This window comes from Streptomyces sp. NPDC044063 (assembly GCF_056434285.1).
Genome location: NZ_JBWKFM010000011.1, coordinates 71,683 through 88,774, shown reverse-complemented (window position 1 = coordinate 88,774; position 17,092 = coordinate 71,683). Strand labels below are relative to the sequence as shown.

The 17,092-nt window shown below is 71.1% G+C and carries 12 protein-coding genes and 1 pseudogene; 5 read left to right on the top strand and 8 right to left on the bottom strand.

Features of this window, described 5'->3' with window-relative positions; translation table 11 throughout:
• Positions 1 to 11: 11 nt before the first annotated feature.
• From AC07BS_RS15905 to sodN, 3 genes are all read right to left on the bottom strand, one after another.
• Positions 12 to 4,802 carry a wHTH domain-containing protein gene (locus AC07BS_RS15905; RefSeq protein WP_478932608.1) on the bottom strand — a complete coding sequence of 1,597 codons (4,791 nt, stop codon included), beginning with the start codon at positions 4,800 to 4,802 and terminating at the stop codon, positions 12 to 14.
• A gap of 21 nt (positions 4,803 to 4,823) precedes the next feature.
• Positions 4,824 to 5,252: a Pepco domain-containing protein gene (locus AC07BS_RS15900; protein WP_478642597.1), complete on the bottom strand. Its 429-nt coding sequence runs from the start codon at positions 5,250 to 5,252 to the stop codon at positions 4,824 to 4,826.
• A gap of 120 nt (positions 5,253 to 5,372) precedes the next feature.
• Complete coding sequence (gene sodN / locus AC07BS_RS15895; RefSeq protein ID WP_478642599.1) at positions 5,373 to 5,768, bottom strand: superoxide dismutase, Ni; 396 nt, start codon at positions 5,766 to 5,768, stop codon at positions 5,373 to 5,375.
• Positions 5,769 to 5,915: 147 nt separating this feature from the next.
• Here sodN and sodX point away from each other — a divergent pair, with 147 nt between their 5' ends.
• Complete coding sequence (gene sodX, locus AC07BS_RS15890) at positions 5,916 to 6,401, top strand: nickel-type superoxide dismutase maturation protease (RefSeq protein ID WP_478643198.1); 486 nt, start codon at positions 5,916 to 5,918, stop codon at positions 6,399 to 6,401.
• 44 nt (positions 6,402 to 6,445) lie between these two features.
• Here sodX and AC07BS_RS15885 read toward each other — a convergent pair.
• From AC07BS_RS15885 to AC07BS_RS15870, 4 genes and pseudogenes are all read right to left on the bottom strand, one after another.
• Positions 6,446 to 6,934 (bottom strand): annotated as a pseudogene (locus AC07BS_RS15885) (ABATE domain-containing protein); the annotation flags it as partial.
• A 170-nt stretch (positions 6,935 to 7,104) separates the two neighbouring features.
• On the bottom strand, positions 7,105 to 7,866 hold the full coding sequence (locus AC07BS_RS15880) for an amino acid ABC transporter ATP-binding protein (RefSeq protein ID WP_478642605.1): 762 nt from the start codon (positions 7,864 to 7,866) through the stop codon (positions 7,105 to 7,107).
• Positions 7,863 to 8,747 carry an amino acid ABC transporter permease gene (locus AC07BS_RS15875; protein ID WP_478932750.1) on the bottom strand — a complete coding sequence of 295 codons (885 nt, stop codon included), beginning with the start codon at positions 8,745 to 8,747 and terminating at the stop codon, positions 7,863 to 7,865. Before AC07BS_RS15875 ends, AC07BS_RS15880 begins: the two co-directional genes overlap by 4 nt.
• Before the next feature lie 621 nt (positions 8,748 to 9,368).
• Entirely contained in the window at positions 9,369 to 10,340 is a 972-nt protein-coding gene (locus tag AC07BS_RS15870; RefSeq protein WP_478642608.1) for an ABC transporter substrate-binding protein, read from the bottom strand.
• Between the two features lie 574 nt (positions 10,341 to 10,914).
• On the opposite strand from AC07BS_RS15870, the gene AC07BS_RS15865 reads away from it, so the two are divergent.
• The 3 genes from AC07BS_RS15865 (at position 10,915) to AC07BS_RS15855 (ending at position 14,754) form a co-directional block, all read left to right on the top strand.
• Positions 10,915 to 12,129, top strand: a complete 1,215-nt coding sequence (locus tag AC07BS_RS15865; protein ID WP_478642610.1) for an NAD(P)-dependent malic enzyme — start codon at positions 10,915 to 10,917, stop codon at positions 12,127 to 12,129.
• 200 nt (positions 12,130 to 12,329) lie between these two features.
• The gene (locus AC07BS_RS15860) at positions 12,330 to 13,292 is read left to right on the top strand and encodes a zinc-binding dehydrogenase (protein ID WP_478642613.1); all 963 of its coding nucleotides are present in this window, start codon (positions 12,330 to 12,332) and stop codon (positions 13,290 to 13,292) included.
• A 7-nt stretch (positions 13,293 to 13,299) separates the two neighbouring features.
• Positions 13,300 to 14,754 (top strand): cellulase family glycosylhydrolase, encoded by a 1,455-nt coding sequence (locus AC07BS_RS15855; RefSeq protein ID WP_478932604.1) that lies wholly within the window; start codon positions 13,300 to 13,302, stop codon positions 14,752 to 14,754.
• Here AC07BS_RS15855 and AC07BS_RS15850 read toward each other — a convergent pair.
• Positions 14,741 to 15,739 carry a LysR family transcriptional regulator gene (locus AC07BS_RS15850; protein WP_478932602.1) on the bottom strand — a complete coding sequence of 333 codons (999 nt, stop codon included), beginning with the start codon at positions 15,737 to 15,739 and terminating at the stop codon, positions 14,741 to 14,743. The genes AC07BS_RS15855 and AC07BS_RS15850 overlap by 14 nt on opposite strands.
• Before the next feature lie 97 nt (positions 15,740 to 15,836).
• On the opposite strand from AC07BS_RS15850, the gene AC07BS_RS15845 reads away from it, so the two are divergent.
• Positions 15,837 to 17,033: an MFS transporter gene (locus AC07BS_RS15845; protein ID WP_478932600.1), complete on the top strand. Its 1,197-nt coding sequence runs from the start codon at positions 15,837 to 15,839 to the stop codon at positions 17,031 to 17,033.
• The last annotated feature ends 59 nt before the right edge of the window (positions 17,034 to 17,092 follow it).

Below are 17,092 nucleotides of genomic sequence, written 5' to 3'. Positions count from 1 at the left end.
CATGACTTTTGTCAGAGGCCGTCCCATGACACGCGCACGCCGTCCGGCAGGGAGTAGCCGAGCTCCAGGAGGCGCTCGGCGATCTTGCCGGGTTCCCGCCTGAGGGTGACCGAGGCGGAGATGATGTGGCGGAGTGGGACCGGCTTGTCGGCGGACAGCCAGGGGCCTCCTTGGTTCAGCGCCTTGCTGAGGAGGGTCACGTCGCCGCCGCTTGCCTCCGGCGGGAGGCGAATCCCCTCGGGCAAGACATAGCCATGAGCCGCCAGGCGGTCCGCGATGTGCGCCGGACTCTGGCGTGTATGCAGCGCCGCGTTGAGGACGTGTCCGAGCGGGAGCGGATCTTGAGGGTCGAGCCATTCTCCTGCTCGGTCGTGGGAGGAGCAGAACAGCAGCACGTTCTCGCCGACCGTGGACGGCGGGAGTCTGGTGCCTTCCGGCAGAACGTACCCCAGCTCGGTCAGGCGGGTGGCGATATTGGCGGGGGTGTGCCGACCGGTGAGGGCCGCGGCCCTCAGCACATGACTGACCCGGACCGGCTCGTCCACGTCGAGCCAGGGTGCCTCGCGGTTGAGACCTCGACTGAGGAACAGGACGTCGTCCGTGTGCGCCTTGTCCGGCACCATGACGCCGTCGGGCAGGCGATGACCGAGTTCTTCCAGGCGAGCCGCCACGTCGGCGGGGCTGTGGCCCGAATCTGCCGCACGCTTCAGGACGTGACCGAGCCGCACCGATCCGCCGGAATACAGCCGACCGGGGAGTCCTTCGGAGACATCTTCGAGGAGGTAGAGGTCGTCGAGCCCGGATGCACGGAGTGTCTTCGGGTCGCTGGCCAGGCGATGACCGAGCCCCTCAAGGCGACCGGCCACTTCATCGACGGCAAGGCCCGTGGCCCTCGCGGCCTTCAGTACATGCCCAAGGCTCACCGGGTCATCGATGTCCAGCCAGGGGTAGATTCCGTCCAGACCGTAGCTGAGCAGGATGAGGTCGTGGAGCACCGTGGTGCAGGACGGCACCAGGTCCCCCTTCAGACGGTGACCGAGCTCGTTGAGGCGTGCGACCACTTCGGCAGGGCGGCGGCCCAACTTGTCCGCGGCGAAGAGCACATGGCCGAGCGGAACGGGCTCCTGGGCCTCCAGCCAGCGAGAGGGACGGACAGGGTCGGAAGTCAGCTGCGGGTCACAGGCCAGAAGGAGTATGTCGTCGATGAGCGCCGACTGGGGCAGCACCGCCCCGTCCGGAAGGTGGTGGCCGAATTCGGCGAGGCGCCCCGCTACGTCCACGGGGCTCCTGCCGAGACGACGCGCTGCTTGAAGGACGTGTCCCACCTGCACAGACTCCCGAGCAGGCAACCAACCGGCCTCCCAGGTAAGTTTGCGGAGCATGACGCTGTCCCCGGGCTCCGCGGTTGGAGGCAGGGCGACATCGCCCGGAACGGTGTGACCGAATTGGGCCAGTCGCCGGGCGGCTTCAGCGGGAGACCAACCGATTTCGCTGGCAACCTTGACGACATGACCTACGGCAAGCTCACCCAGCGGCATGGCCTGGGCCACAACCTCCGGAGCCGTACGGCGAACCCGCCCGGCGCCGAAGTAGAACCTTGCGGGAACGCCCAGCAGCGAAACGTCTGTCGGGCGTGCCGTCGGAACCGCTGTATCCGTCGCCAATGAAAGCCCCGGGAACTTCCCTGCCTTGATCCAGGACAGCACACGCCAATCGACGATCTCGTCGTTCAAGACCGCATTGCGCGCCAGGAAGGGCCACCTGACGGAAGGGTGATGCTCGATGATCGCCTCGTCGAACGGAAAACACCCCACGGCGGTCACGTCCACGTCGTAACCACTGACCACCCACGGGCTATGTTGTGCCGAGGCGGCGTGCGCGGCCACCTCGTCGGCCAATCGAAGATCACTCGACGTCAGTTTTGCCAGCCACTCGTGACTGAGCACCCGTCCGTTCTCCTGGAACAGCGCCGGAATCTCCCCCCGCAGCACCTCCCCGACGTGCCCCTTGTCCCACTCCAGCAGCTTCCGCCGGTCGACCGTCATCCGAGGCGCATGCCGCACCGCCAGGTTCACCACCGCGCCGAACAGTGGAACCCCCGCCCACAAACCGTCGGCCAGCACGCCACCCGTGATGCTGCACCACCACACATCACTCCGCGACGTGGCGTCGACATACACCCCGCCCTCACGCCGCGCGTCCCCCGCATAAGGGTCCTCATGCCCCACCGGCGCCACCTCCGACAGCACCCCCGGCTGCCAGCTCAGCGTCTCCTCCCCGTCCTTCGCCGTCACCGCGTAGTCCGAGATCCACAGCAGTCGTCGCAGGATGTCCGTGCAGGAGAGCGGCGTTTCCGGCGTCCGCAGGTACAGGCGGACCGTCGTGCCGGCCGTGTGGCCGCGGCCGAGGTCGCGGATGTAGAACAGGGCGCCCGGTCCCGCGATGTCGACCTGGAGGCGGCGGCCCGGGTGGCCTTCGCGGTCGAGGCGGCACGTCGTCACCGTGATGTCGTCCGCGATCATGAAATAGCTGAGCACGCCGATGCCGAAGCGGCTGTTGGGGTGCAGGTCGATGCCCTCGGAACGCCAGGCCGCCAGTTCCTCCAGGTATTCGGGGAGGTCGGCGAAGCGCATTCCCGCGTAGGAGAACACGTCGCGGAGTTCGCGTTCTCCCATGCCGATGCCGTTGTCCGTGCATTCGATGTAGGCGCGGCCGTCCTCTTCCCCCTGCGTGAAGCTGATCCGGCCCGACCATTCGCCGGGCCCCTCGCCCCGGATGCGCAGGAATTCGGTCCGCGCCTCGCGGTAGCGGCAGGCGTCCAGCGCGTTCTGATACAGCTCGCGAACGGCCAGCGTCGGGTCGCCGTACAGCTGCTCGCCCATCAGGAGTTCCTGGATGCGGTCGTCGGCGAGCCGGAACCGTAGGTCCGTGGATTCGTACGCGGGTTTCCCGGCGCCGTCGGCGGCGGCGTGCACCTGGTCGGCGGTGGCGTGCGCGGGCAGATCCTGGAGGGGCAGCAGCTGACGCTCGGCGGCGGCACGTACGTCGATCTCGCCGAGGAGGGCGTCGAGTCCCGCGGCATGCTGCCGCAGGGCCAGGCCCACGGCGGGGTGCCGGCATGCCGCGTTCAGCACCCGGGTGCGGCCCCGCGGGTCCCACTGGGCCGAGGCGAGCGTCTCGTGGATGTGATCGAGATCCACCGCGTAACTGATGCCGAGGTGGTCCACCACCACGTCCGGCAGCATGGTGGGGTCGATCGCGAGGCGGTGGGCCACCGTCAGCAGGGCGATGAGCAGCTGCTCACGCACGTCCTGTTCGGCCACCGTCGCTCCGGCCACCTGGCGCACCGGCCGGATCACGCTGAGGTCGGGCGTGGCCTGAAGGGCGCGCAGCAGGGTCATGAGCCCTTCCGGCCGGAGCACTTCGGCGATCAGGCGCTGTTCGGGCGACGTCGACGGAGCGCACCCGGGCCGTACGGGGACCGCGTCCGGGCCGATCAGATCCGTCAGCGCGTCGTCGTTGTGGTCGCGCGGCTGCCACAGCAGCCACCGGCGGAACAGCCACCACGCGATGCCGGTGGTACCCGCCGTGTCGCCCAGTTCGGTGGCCCGTTCCGCCCGGCGCAGGAGCCGGGACTGGCTGCCGAAGAACTGTTCGTAGCTCTTGCGCTCCGCGGAGGCGTCCGCGACGTGGGCGAGGTTCTCGGGGACGACCGTCAGTGCCCGGGCGGCCATGCGGTCGTGGTAGGCGGCGTACAGGAAAGGGGTGACGACGAGCAGGGTGGCTTCGGCCGGCGTGAGGGCCAGCTTCTCGGGGTTCAGGACCGTGGAGAGGAGCCAGCTCACCCGGTCGGTCATCCGCTCGGCGAACCCCGCCGGCCGCCAGGGGTCCGGCGCCAGCAGGCGCTCGTCCGCGGCGACTCCGCCCGCCAGCTGTCCGGCCAGGCCTGCCGCGGCCTCGCGCAGGGCCTCCGCGCCGGGACCGTCTCCCGCCTGGCTCCAAGCGGTGTGCTCGCGGGCCAGCGTCGCCCAGGGGTGGTCGCCCGGGGGTCCCGCGAGGGCCCGCTGCGGCCGCGGGATGACGTGGAAGGCGTCGATGTCGGTCTCGGTGCTCACGCGTACCTGTTGCCGTGGGCAGCCGTATTCGGCGGTCAGCGCGTCCAAGCCGTCCTGCAGTCGCTCCCTGACCTCCTTGAGCGTGCCGGGTCCCGCCTCGTCGGCCACCAGCGTGCTCAGCGCCCGGGAGAACAGGCTGAACGTGCCGGCCTCGGTGTCCGCGTACCGGGCGCGCTCACCCGGCGAGCAGGCGTAGACGTAGCAGTAGTGGCGCTCGGCCGCGCGCTGTACCCGCATCTCGGACCAGCCGGCAGCGTTGATCGCGCTCATCTCGTTGAGGGTGAGGCCCTCCCGGCAGGCGTCGACGAAGACGACGACGTCGCCGGCGCGGCTGCGTTCGACGTAGCCGCTGAAGTCGAGGGACAGACATCGGCGACGGAAGTCGTGGGAGCGGGTCCGGGCCCCACGGGGCACCAGGTAGTCGACGCCGTCGTAGTGGATTCCGTGACCACTCACGTAGAGCAGCAGCGTCTGCCCCTCGGCGGCGTCCTGGAAGAAGGCCTCGACGGCGGAGTCGATGCTGTCGTGGTCGGTCTCGACGGCGTCGTGGACGCCGACCTCGTATCCCGCCCCGCCCAGCGCCGAGGCCAGCTCGGACAGGTCGTTCCCGATGAACGGCAGGTCGGGGATGCCCTGGTCCAGGTAGGACGGGACACCGATGAGCAGGGCACGGAACGGTGCGGTCATGAGCCTGAGCCGTGCGGGTCGTTACGAGCCGAAGGTCAGGGTGATGGCGCCCTTGGCGGCCACCTGCGCCGACGTGCCGACGAAGGTGATGCCACCGCCGGCCGTCACCTCGAACGAGACCTGGGCCTGCTTGAGCGGCATCCCGCCCTCCGGCACCGCGATGCCGCCGATCACCTGCTGCAGGCCGTCGACCGCCCGCTGGAGGTTCTCCCGCAGCACCGCGACCGGGATCTCACGGATCGAGGCGGCGATACCGCTGCTGCCTCCGTTGTCACCGTTACCGCCGCTGCCACCGCTGCCACCGCGCCCGAAGATGCCCATTTCGCCCGTCTTCGAGGGCGCCGCCGGGGTGTCGTCGATCGTGACGAGGAACGAGAGGGTCTCCCCCGGGGTGGTCACCGGGGCCGCCCCGGACGTCTCGCTGGTGCTTGCCCGGCCGTTCTGGAACATGGTTCCCCCCAATGTCACGGATGCGGTAGCTGACACATCTTAGGAGGGGGTACGGCGAAGGGCCCGCCCGGTCGCGTCGGGCGGGCCCTTCGGGGTACCTGAAGGTGATGACCGGGAGGGTCAGGCCTTCTTGGTCTCCCAGAAGATGCGGTCGATCTCGGCGATGAGCTCCAGCGCCTTCTCGCCCGTCTTCGGGTCCGTGGACGCCTTGGCGGCGCTCAGGGCCTTGAGGGTGTCGTTGACCAGCGCGTGCAGCTGGGGGTACTTCTCGAAGTGCGGGGGCTTGAAGTAGTCGCTCCACAGGACCGAGATGTGGTGCTTCGCCAGCTCGGCGCGCTGCTCCTTGATGACGGTGGCGCGAGCGCGGAAGTGGGGGTCCTCGTTGGCCAGGTACTTCTCCTGGACGGCCTTGACCGACTCGGCCTCGATGCGGGCCTGGGCCGGGTCGTACACACCGCAGGGCAGGTCGCAGTGCGCGCTGACCTTCACCTTGGGGGCGAACAGGCGGGAGAGCATGTGCTGTCCTTCCTCGTGATCGTCTTCTCAGGTGCGAGATTACTCGGTGCGGGAAGGCTTTTCTCGGGTGCCCCGGGGGGCTTAGGTCGAAAGTCCAGTGTCAGTCTGGGACTGGGTGGTGGAAGGAACGGACGCGGAGGTGCCGTGGTGCAGGAGCAGGTGGACGAACGCGGGCAGGATCTGGACCGTGAGCGTCGCGGACTGCTGCGGATCGGGATTGCCGAGGTCTACAACCCGTCGATGGTCCCGACGCTGACCCCCGGGGACCAGCTGGTCGTACGGTACGGGGCCGTGGTGCGTCCGGGTGACGTGGTGGTGATGCGGCATCCGTTCCGCCAGGACCTGCTGATCGTCAAGCGCGCCGTGGAGCGGCGCGCCGGCGGCTGGTGGGTGCAGGGCGACAATCCGCTCGTGGAGAACGACAGCCGGGAGTTCGGCACGGTGCCGGACGAGTTCGTGGTGGCCCGCGCCTGGGTGCGGCTGCGGCGCCCTCCGGAGAAGGGTCAGCGGTCGGCGGCGGCGCTGCTGTCGTGGGCGGCCTCGGCGGTGCGGCCCGTACGCGCCTCCGCACGGTCGGCGGCGGTCACGGGCTCCTCCGAGCGGCCGTTGCCCAGGCGTTTGCGGGCCCGGTAGGCGGCGACGTTCGCCCGGGTGGCACAGCGGTCGGAGCAGTAGCGGCGGGAGCGGTTGGTCGAGGTGTCCAGGTAGGCGTTGCGACAGGGCGCGGCCTGGCACACCCCGAGGCGGTCCACGCCCAGCTCGGTGAGGTGCACGGCCAGGCCCATGCAGGCGGTGGCCGTGTACGCCGCGGCGGCGCTCGTGGCGTGGTCCGCGATGTGCATGTGCCACTTGGGGCGGCCGTCCTCGTCCCGGTACTCGTGCCCCGAGATCTGCGGGCTGACGGGGAACTCCATCAGCAGCGCGTTGAGCAGGTCCACCGCCCGTACCTCCTCCCCCTCGGCCGCCGCCTCGAACACGGCGCGCAGCCGGGTGCGGACGGCCCGCAGGCGGGTGAGGTCGCCGTCGGTCAGCCGGCGGGCCGACTGCGAGTCGGGGCCGAAGAGCTCCCGTACGGCGTCCAGCGAGGTGAGCGCGTCGGCACCGCGCGCCGGCTCCTCGGTGTTGACCAGCCGTACGGCGAAGTCCGAGTAGGAGGCGAGTTCCACGTCCGGTCCCCTTTTACGGCGCGCCCGAAAATCGGTAATGGATGTTCCGGTTTCGAGGGTATTACAGGTATCGCACCCAGGACGAAGGGGCGGTACGGGTCGTCGCCCGTACCGCCCCTTCTTCCGGCCCTCCGGTTATCGCGCCCCCGCCGGGTCCGGCGGGGCGGACGTCACAGCACCTTCGACAGGAAGGACTTCGTCCGCTCGTGCTGCGGGTTCGTCAGCACGTCGCGCGGGTTGCCCGACTCGACGACGACACCCTGGTCCATGAAGACCACCGAGTCGCCGACCTCCCGGGCGAAGCCCATCTCGTGGGTGACCACGATCATCGTCATGCCGTCCTCGGCGAGGTCGCGCATGACGTCCAGGACGTCGCCCACCAGCTCCGGGTCGAGGGCCGAGGTCGGCTCGTCGAAGAGCATCAGCTTCGGCTCCATCGCCAGCGCCCGGGCGATCGCCACCCGCTGCTGCTGGCCGCCGGAGAGCTGGGACGGGTAGTTGCCGGCCTTGTCGCCCAGACCGACCCGGTCGAGCAGCTTCTTCGCACGCTCCCGGGCCACGGCCTTGGTCTCGCCCTTGACCTGCATCGGCGCTTCCATGACGTTCGCGAGCGCCGTCATGTGCGGGAAGAGGTTGAAGCGCTGGAACACCATGCCGATGTCCCGGCGGTTACGGGCCACCTCGCTGTCCTTGAGCTCGTACAGCTTGTTGCCCTGCTGGCGGTAGCCGACCAGCTGACCGTCCACGTAGAGCTTGCCCGCGTTGATCTGTTCGAGGTGGTTGATGCACCGCAGGAAGGTGGACTTACCGGACCCCGAGGGACCGATGAGACAGAACACCTCACGCGGGGCGACCTCCAGGTCGATGCCCTTGAGGACCTGCACAGCGCCGTAGGACTTGTGGACGCCCTCGGCCTTCACCATCGCGTTCATGCGCTGACACCTCCGGTGGTGCGGTTGCTGAAGGAGGCCAGGTTCTTCTTGACCTTCTGCCACGGGGTGAGCGGCAGGGTGCGCAGCGATCCCCGGGCGTAACGCCGCTCCAGGTAGAACTGCCCGACGCTGAAGACGCTGGTGAGGATGAGGTACCAGGTGGCCGCGAGGAAGAGCATCTCCACCGTGGCGCCCGTGGTCTGACCGATGTCGGAGGTGGAGCGCAGCAGCTCGAGGTACTGGGCCGCGCTCGCCGCCAGCGACGAGGTCTTGAGCATGTTGATGAACTCGTTGCCGGTCGGCGGCACGATCACGCGCATCGCCTGCGGCAGCACGATCCGGCGCAGCGTCTTGCTCTGGCTCATGCCGAGCGCGTGCGCCGCCTCGGTCTGACCCTCGTCGACGGACTGGATACCGGCCCGGACGATCTCCGACATGTACGCGGCCTCGTTCAGACCCAGGCCGAGCAGCGCGGCCATGAAGGGGGTCATGAAGTCGCTCATCTCGTCCCGGTAGATCGGGCCGAGGTTGATGTACGGGAAGATCAGCGCGAGGTTGAACCACAGCAGCAGCTGGACGTAGACCGGGGTTCCCCGGAAGAACCAGATGTAGAGCCAGGAGACCGATGACGTCACCGGGTTCTTCGACAGCCGCATGACCGCCAGCAGGATGCCGAGCACCAGGCCCAGCACCATGGCGAGCACCGAGATCAGGACCGTCTTGCCCAGGCCCGAGAGGACCGTGGAGTCGAAGAGGTAGTCCGGAATGGCGCTGTAGTGGACGTTCGCCGAGGCGAACGCGTTCACCAGCAGCGCGAGCAGGGCCAGCACCAGGACGGCGGAGATCCAGCGGCCGTAGTGACGGACCGGGATCGCCTTGATCGCCTCGGGGAGGGTCGCCGTGGCCGCCGCCTTCGCGGGGGCCGGGTCGGGCTTGGCGTGCTTGGCGGCGGACTTGGTGTCCTTGGCGGCCGGCTTGGTGTCCTTGCCGGCCTTGGCGTCCTTGGGGTCCTGGACGTCCTTGGCGGCGGGCTTGTCGTCGCCCTTGGCCTCGGCCTTGTCGTCCGCCTTCGCGTCCGCCTTGTCCTTGGGCTCGCCCTCGGCGTCGGCCTTCACGTCGGCCTTCGCCTCGGCCTTGGTCTCCGGCTCCGGCTCGGTCTCCGGCTTCGGCTTCGAGTCCGGCTCGGGGGCGGACTCGGCCTTCGCCGGCTCGTCGGCCTTGGCGGCCTCGCCCTTGGCTTCAGGCTCGGTCTTCGCCTCGGTCTTGCCCTCGGCCTTCGCCTCGGCCTTGTCCTCGGGCGCCTTGCTCTCGGAGGTCTCGGAGGTCTCGGAGGTCTCGGAGGTCTCGGAGGTCTCAGCGGTCCCGGACGCCTCAGGCGTCTTCGGCGTCTTCGGCGTCTCAGACGTCTCGGGCTCGGATCCCGTCTTCCCGGGCTCCGGCTTGTCGGGGGAGTCAGTCACGGATGCTGCCTTTCAGCGTTGCCGTACGAGGTCGGGGAAGGGTCAGGAGCCGCCGTTGATCTTGGCTTCCTTCACGGTGCCCGCGTCGACACCCCAGGTCTTGATGACCTTCTCGTACGCGCCGTTCTTGATGATCGCTTCGAGGGCCTCCTTGAGGGCGTCCCGGAGCTGGGTGTTCTCCTTCGAGACCGCGATGCCGTACGGGGCGGCCTCCACCTGGTCGCCGACGAGCTCGAAGTCCTTGCCGCCACCCGAGGTCTTCACCGCGTAGGCCGCGACGGGGAAGTCGCTGGAGACGGCGTCGACGCCGCCGGCCTTCAGGCGGGTCTGCGCCTCGAGGTCGGTGTCGAACGCCTCCATCGAGATCGCGTCCTTGTCGTCCTTCTCGCACTTCTCCGACTCGCTCTTGGCGAGGTCGTGCGAGACGGTGCCGCGCTGCACGCCGATCTTCTTGCCGCAGAGGTCGCTCCAGCCGCCGATGCCCTTGGTGTCGCCCTTCTTCGTGTAGAGCGACACACCGGCGTTGAAGTAGTCGACGAAATCGACGCCCTCGGCAACCTTCTTCTTGGTCTTGGGGTCGACACCCTCCTGGCGGTCCTTGGTGTCCGTCATCGCGGACATCGCGATGTCGTAACGCTTCGATCGCAGACCGGTCAGCAGGGCGTCGAAGGTGCCGTTCTCGAACTGCACCTTCACCCCGAGCTCCTTGCCCAGGGCGGCGGCGATGTCGGGGTCGATGCCCACGACCTTGCCGTCCTTCTTGAATTCGACCGGGGGGTAGGCGATGTCGGAGCCCACCTTGATGACCTTGGCGTCCTGGATCTTCTTCGGCAGCTTGCCGAAGAGCGGGGCGGACGCCCCTGCGGCGGTCTCGCCGGCGCCGTTGCCGGTGGTCGCCTTGTCGCGCTGGTCGCCACAGCCGGTCAGCAGCAGGGTGCCGGCGACCGCGATCGCGCCGACGGCGGCCAAACGACTCCTGGCGGCAGCCGGGCGGGGGGTGGTGCTTGCGGTCATTGCTCGTTCCTCCTGCGGTAGAGGGGGTATCCGACGGGTCACTCGGCAATCACGCAAAAACACGGCCGAGCCCGCAGCACACTTCTTCGTGCGCCGCGACCTCGTGCGGTCTGCGCATCTTGCCATCCGGACTGCCCCATTCGGGGGGCCAGCGATGTCAAAATCGGATAACGGGTGATCGCTACGGACCAGCGGGCGGTTCACGCCCCTTTCGGCCGCGATATCCGTTCTGATCAATTTCCGAACGCGAGACCCACATCACGCCCGCTCTGTCTCACTCTGTGGACACCTCGGCGTGTCCGGATCCAGTTCACACGTTTCCGGCCGGATCGCACAGCCCCGTCGGCACTCACCGGGCCGGAACTCACTCGTCGGCCGTAGCGCTCTTCCGGTAGAAAGACCAGTTACACCCCTCACCCGGGGCTCGGGACGCGTGGTGCAGCGCGTCCGGTGTCCGCAGCGCTCCGTCGCACGGTGGCCATCCGCCGTCCGGTCCGCGGACATGTGCCCGACCCGCTCCACAAACCCAGGGGCGGTTACCCTCGATGGCAATTCGACAAAGGGGTCAAGAACAGTGGCAGCGGAGATCGTGAATCCTCGCAGCGCCGACGGACCGGTCGAGGGAGCTCCCGACGAGCTCCTCGATCCGGCCTTCGCGCTGCACCGTGGCGGCAAGATGGAGGTGCGGGCCACCGTGCCCGTACGGGACAAGGACGACCTGTCCCTCGCCTACACACCGGGTGTCGCCAAGGTGTGCAGCGCCATCGCGGAAGAGCCCGAGCTGGTCCACGACTACACCTGGAAGTCCCAGGTCGTCGCGGTCGTGACGGACGGCAGCGCCGTGCTCGGACTCGGCGACATCGGTCCCGAGGCCTCCTTGCCCGTGATGGAGGGCAAGGCCATCCTCTTCAAGCAGTTCGGCGGCGTGGACGCGGTCCCGATCGCGCTGGACTGCCGTGACGTCGACGAGATCGTCGACACCGTCGCCCGGCTCGCGCCGTCCTTCGGCGGCGTCAACCTGGAGGACATCTCCGCTCCGCGCTGCTTCGAGGTCGAGCGCAAGCTCCAGGAGCGCGTGGACATCCCGGTGTTCCACGACGACCAGCACGGCACGGCCGTCGTCACCCTGGCCGCGCTGCGCAACGCCGCGCGGCTGACCGGCCGTACGCTCGGCGACCTGCGCGCCGTGATCTCGGGTGCGGGCGCCGCCGGTGTCGCCATCGCCCGGATCCTGGTCAACGCCGGCATCGGCGACGTTGCCGTCTGCGACCGCAAGGGCATCGTCTCCCGGGGCCGCGAGGACCTCACCGACGTCAAGCGCGAGCTGGCGGAATTCACCAACAAGGCCGACCTCGCGGGCCCGTTGGAGACCGCGCTGGACGGCGCCGACGTCTTCATCGGCGTCTCCGGCGGTACGGTCCCGGAGCCGGCGGTGGCCAAGATGGCGAAGAACGCGCTGATCTTCGCCATGGCCAACCCCACCCCGGAGATCCACCCGGACGTCGCCCACAAGTACGCGGCCGTGGTCGCCACCGGTCGCAGCGACTTCCCGAACCAGATCAACAACGTGCTCGCGTTCCCGGGCATCTTCGCCGGCGCCCTCCAGGTGCGGGCCTCGCGGATCACCGAGGGCATGAAGCTCGCGGCGGCGGAGGCGCTGGCGGCCGTGGTCGCCGACGAGCTCAGCCCCGAGTGCGTCATCCCCTCGCCGTTCGACGAGCGGGTCGCCCCCGCCGTGACCGCCGCCGTCGCGGCGGCCGCCCGCGCGGACGGCGTCGCGCGACGCTGACGTAACGGACACCCACGCGGGGCCGGACCCACCAGGGTCCGGCCCCGCGCCTTTTCCGGCAGCCCTTCCGGCGGCGTCGGCCCAGATCCGGAGAAGTGCCCTCCGGCGGATACGGCCGTTGCGGCAACGGGCCCTGGACGCGGCGCGTGTCACAGTCGCACCTGGTTCCCCGTCCGCCCCGCCGGGGCTAGGTTCGGCTCATGTTCGCCGCCTACGCCGCACGCATCGACCGCGACCAGCCGCTGAACGGGCTCGAGTTGGGCGACCGCCCCGAGCCCGAGGCCCGTCCCGGCTGGACCATCGTCAACGTCAGGGCCGCTTCCCTCAACCACCACGACCTGTGGTCCCTGCGCGGGGTGGGGCTGGGCGAGGAGTCGCTGCCGATGATCCTCGGCTGCGACGCCGCCGGGACGGACGAGGACGGCAACGAGGTCGTCGTCCACTCCGTCATCGGCCAGTCGGGCCACGGCGTGGGCCCCGACGAGCCCCGGTCCATCCTCACCGAGCGCTATCAGGGCACGTTCGCCGAGCGGGTCGCCGTGCCCGCGTGGAACGTCCTGCCCAAGCCGAAGGAGCTGAGTTTCGAGGAGGCCGCCTGCCTCCCGACCGCCTGGCTGACCGCCTACCGGATGCTGTTCACCAAGGCCGGCGTCCGGCCGGGTCAGAGCGTCCTCGTCCAGGGCGCCGGCGGCGGGGTCGCGACCGCGGCGATCGTCCTCGGCCGGGCGGCCGGTCTGCGGGTCTTCGCCACCAGCCGGGACGCGGCCAAGCGCGAGCGGGCGGTCGAGCTGGGCGCCGAGGCGGCGTTCGAGCCGGGCGCGCGGCTGCCGCAGCGCGTGGACGCGGTGATGGAGACCGTCGGCGCGGCCACGTGGTCGCACTCGGTCAAGTCGCTCAAGCCCGGTGGAACGCTCGTCATCTCGGGCGCCACCAGCGGCTACCACCCGCCGGCCGCCGAGCTGAACCGCATCTTCTTCCTGGAGCTCAACGTGGTCGGCTCGACCATGGGCACCAAGGACGAGCTGGCCGGCCTGCTGAGCTTCTGCGCGGCGACCGGCGTCCGCCCGGTGATCGACTCGGTCCTGCCGCTCGACCGGGCCCGTGCGGGATTCGAGAAGATGGCCGGTGGCGACCTGTTCGGCAAGGTGGTCCTGACGGTATGAACGACGGATGCCGAAGAGACGCTCGCGCAAGGCGGCGTTCCTCGCCGTAACCGCCGTACTCCTGGGTCTCCTCACTCCCACGACCTCCCAGGCCCGCGCCCCCGGCAGCACCCCCGGCAGCACCCCCGGCATCCCCGGTAGCACCCCCGGCATCCCCCGCCTCACCGACGAGCGGGGCCGCGTCCTGACCCTGCGCGGCTGGAACCTGGCCGACAAGGAGCACCGTGGGGAGCGAGCCCTGGAGGACATCACCGAGCGGTCGCTGCGCGACCTCGCCGCCAATGGCTTCGACGTGGCCCGCCTCGCGGTCTTCTGGGACGACCTGGAACCCCGGAAGGGCGAGTACAGCGAGGGCTATCTGCGCAAGATCGTCAGGGTCCTGGACTGGGCCCACCGCTACCGCGTGCGCGTCGTCGTCGACGCGCACCAGGACATCTACGGCCCGGCCTTCGGCAGCCACCGGGGCATCCCGGCCTGGGCCACCCGCACGGACGGGCTGCCGTACCGCGAGCACCCCGACGACTGGTTCGCCGAGTACTTCGAGCCCGCCGTCCAGGCGGCGTTCGAGCACCTCTACGAGGACGCCGACCTGCGGCGGGCGCAGGCGCGCATGTGGCGGGTCCTCGCCGGGCGCCTCGCCCACCACCCCGCGCTGTTCGGCTACGACCTGATCAACGAACCGATGGGGCGGATGCGCCCGGGCGAGGACATGTTCGCCGCCGCCCGCCGCATCGAGGCCACGCAGATCACCCCGATGTACCAGCGCCTCGCCGACGCGATCCGGCAGGTCGACCGCGAGCACCGGCTGTTCGTCGAACCCACCCCGGCCGCGGGCGAGGGCAGGCCCACCGGGCTGGGCCGCGTGCGCGACGCGAAGGTCGTCTACGCGCCGCACTTCTACAACGCCGCCATGGAGGCCGGCCGGGACTACGACCCGGACTCCGGCTGGCTGGAGGCCTACGAGCGGGAGATCGTGCGGTACCCGAGGGAGCGGCAGGTGCCCATCGTGGTCGGCGAGTGGGGCCCGGCCGACAGCTCCCTGCCGCACATGGGCCGGTTCTACGAGGACGCGCTCGCCTCCCTGGACCGCTACGCGTCGGGCTGGGCGAGCTGGACCTGGTGCTACGGCGGCGGCTACTGCGCACTCCGGGCGGACGGGCGCTTCCAGCCCAACAAGGAGCGCACGGTACGGCCGTACGCCCCCGCTGTGGACGGCACGCCGCGCACCGAGACGTACGACCCGGCGGCCCGCGCCTACCGGCTCGTCTACGCGCCCCGGCCGTCGGGCACCACGGAACTGTCCCTGCCGCCGTCGCCGCGCGGCTGGCGGATCACGGTCGACGGGCCCGCCCGCGCCACGGCCGGCACCGTACCGCCCGGGCGCCGCGCGACGGTGGACGTCCACGCGTCCCGGCACGCCCGCTCCCCCGCGACGGTGACGGTGACGGTCACGGCCCGGTGAGCACGTGCCCGGCGCGTACGTGCCCGGTGCGTAGGGGCTCGGCGCGTACGGGCTCGGCGCGTACGGGGTCGGCGCGTCGGACGGCCTCCGCCAGGCAGGCGCTGAAGGCACGGACCCGCGCCGTCTCCGCGTCCCGGCGCCAGACGAGCCCGAGGGCCGACTCGGGGAGGCCGTCGACCGGGACGAAGGCGAGGTCGCCGCGGCCCTGACGGCCGGCGGTCGGCCGGCACAGGAGCATGCCGCCGCGGCCGGCCGCCGCGTGGGCGATGCCCTCCTGAAGGGTGGTCACCTCGGGTCCGCGGGGAATCGGCCGGCCGCCGGGGGTGGTCGCGGGGGCCTGCGCCGCGCGCCAGTACGCGGGGGCGGTGGCGGCGGGCGCGATGAGGGCGCAGCCGGCGAGCTCCTCGGCCGGCAGGGCGGCCCGGCGGGCGTAGGGGTGGCGGACGGAGACGGCGAGGGTCTGGCGCTCGCGGGAGAAGACCGGCCCGAGCGCCAGGGCCGGTTCGCTCACCGGCAGCAGGACGATCGCGGCGTCGGTCTCGCCGCGGTGGAGGCCGCCGAAGGGGTCGGCGAGCGGCACCTCGACGAGTTCGACGACACACCCCGGGTGGCGGGCCTGGAAGGTGCCGACCGCCCCGGTCAGGCCCTCGCCGGCCGCGCCCTGGAAGCCGACGCGCAGGGTGCCCTCGATACCGCGCGCGGCGGCGCGGGCGTCGGCGACCGCCCCGTCGAGGGCCTCGTAGGCGGGGCGCAGCCGGGTCAGGAGGCGTTCGCCGAGCGGGGTGAGGGCGACCCGGCGGCTGGTGCGGTCGACGAGACGGGCGCCGACGCGGTTCTCCAGAGAACGCAGCAGCTGGCTGACGCGGCTCTGCGACACGTACAGCCGCTCGCCGGTGCGGCCGAAGTGCAGCTCCTCGGCGAGCACCAGGAAGGCCTCCAGTTCCCTGAGCTCCAGACCGCCGGTCCCCCCGGTCGTGCCGTTCACGTGTCCCCGCCCCCTCCACGTCATCGATAAGCCCTGCTCATCGAAGCATGAGGGAACGGCCGTTGTTCCCCGGTGCGCCGCCGCCGACGCTGGATCCATGGCGAAGATCAGGAAACGGGGAGGGGCCCCCGCGGTCGTGGCCCTCGCGGCGGCGACGTTCGCGGTGGTGACCACGGAGATGCTGCCGGTCGGACTGCTCACCCCGATGGGGCGGGATCTGGGGGTCTCGGAGGGCACGGCCGGGCTGACGATGACGGTTCCGGGGCTGGTGGCGGCCGTGGCGGCGCCCGCGGTGCCGGCGGTCACGGGCCGGTGGGACCGGCGGTGGCCGCTGGTGGGCCTGATGGTGCTGCTGGGGGCGGCCGGGCTGCTGTCCGCGTACGCGCCCGGCATCGAGGTGCTGGTGGGGCTGCGGGTGCTGGTGGGGGTGTGCATCGGAGGCGTGTGGGCCGTCGCGGCCGGGCTGGCCGCACGGCTGGTGCCCCCCACGTCGGTGGGGCTCGCCACGTCGGTGGTGTTCAGCGGCGTCTCCGTGGCCTCGGTGCTGGGGGTACCGGCGGGCGCCCTGCTGGGCGGGACGGGCGGCTGGCGGCTGCCGTTCGCCGTCGTGGGGGCGGTGGCGTTGGCCGTCGCGGCGGCCCTGGCCGTGCTGCTGCCGCCGCTGCCGGCCGAGCCGGGCACGGGTGCCGGCGCGCTGTCCGCGCTGCTGCGCGACGCGCCGGTACGGGCGGGGCTGCTGACCGTGCTCCTGCTGGTGAGCGGGCACTTCGCGGGCTATACGTTCGTCCGGCCGGCCCTGGAACGGGTGCCGGGGACGGGAACGGGGAGCGTCGGAGCGTTGCTGCTGGCGTACGGCGTGGCCGGGGTGGCCGGCAACTTCCTCGCGGGCGCGGTGGCCGCGCGCCGGCCGCGCGCGGTGCTGCTGGTGCTGTCCGGTGCGCTGGCCGTGGTGATCCCGGCGGTGACGGCGGCCGGCGCCGGCGGGCTCCCGGCCGCGGCCGGGCTGGTGGTGGCGTGGGGGCTCGCGTACGGCGGGGTGTCGGTCGGCACGCAGAGCTGGCTGACGGCGATGGCGCCGCGGGCGCGGGAGGCGGCGTCGGCGCTGTTCGTGTCGGTGTTCAACGTGGCGATCGCGCTGGGGGCGCTGCTCGGTGGCCGGGCGGTGGACGCGGTGTCGGTCCCGGCGGCGCTGTGGCTGGGCGGCCTCCTGGCGGCGGGCGCCCTGGTGACCGCGGCGGTGGCGGGACGGACGCGTTCCGACCGCTCACGCGCGCGAACCACCACCCCCGCGTGACGGGCAACGCCTCGATCGGCCGGTCCCGACCTACTGGCCCCGACCGGCCGGCCCGGCCC

Excerpts from the sequence above, each read along its gene's own strand:
- AC07BS_RS15845 (WP_478932600.1), top strand. The coding sequence starts at position 15,837 with ATGGCGAAGATCAGGAAACGGGGAGGGGCCCCCGCGGTCGTGGCCCTC.
- AC07BS_RS15860 (WP_478642613.1), top strand. The coding sequence starts at position 12,330 with ATGTTCGCCGCCTACGCCGCACGCATCGACCGCGACCAGCCGCTGAAC.
- AC07BS_RS15870 (WP_478642608.1), bottom strand. The coding sequence starts at position 10,340 with ATGACCGCAAGCACCACCCCCCGCCCGGCTGCCGCCAGGAGTCGTTTG.
- sodN (WP_478642599.1), bottom strand. The coding sequence starts at position 5,768 with ATGCTCTCCCGCCTGTTCGCCCCCAAGGTGAAGGTCAGCGCGCACTGC.
- AC07BS_RS15855 (WP_478932604.1), top strand. The coding sequence starts at position 13,300 with ATGCCGAAGAGACGCTCGCGCAAGGCGGCGTTCCTCGCCGTAACCGCC.
- AC07BS_RS15905 (WP_478932608.1), bottom strand. The coding sequence starts at position 4,802 with ATGACCGCACCGTTCCGTGCCCTGCTCATCGGTGTCCCGTCCTACCTG.
- AC07BS_RS15900 (WP_478642597.1), bottom strand. The coding sequence starts at position 5,252 with ATGTTCCAGAACGGCCGGGCAAGCACCAGCGAGACGTCCGGGGCGGCC.
- AC07BS_RS15880 (WP_478642605.1), bottom strand. The coding sequence starts at position 7,866 with ATGAACGCGATGGTGAAGGCCGAGGGCGTCCACAAGTCCTACGGCGCT.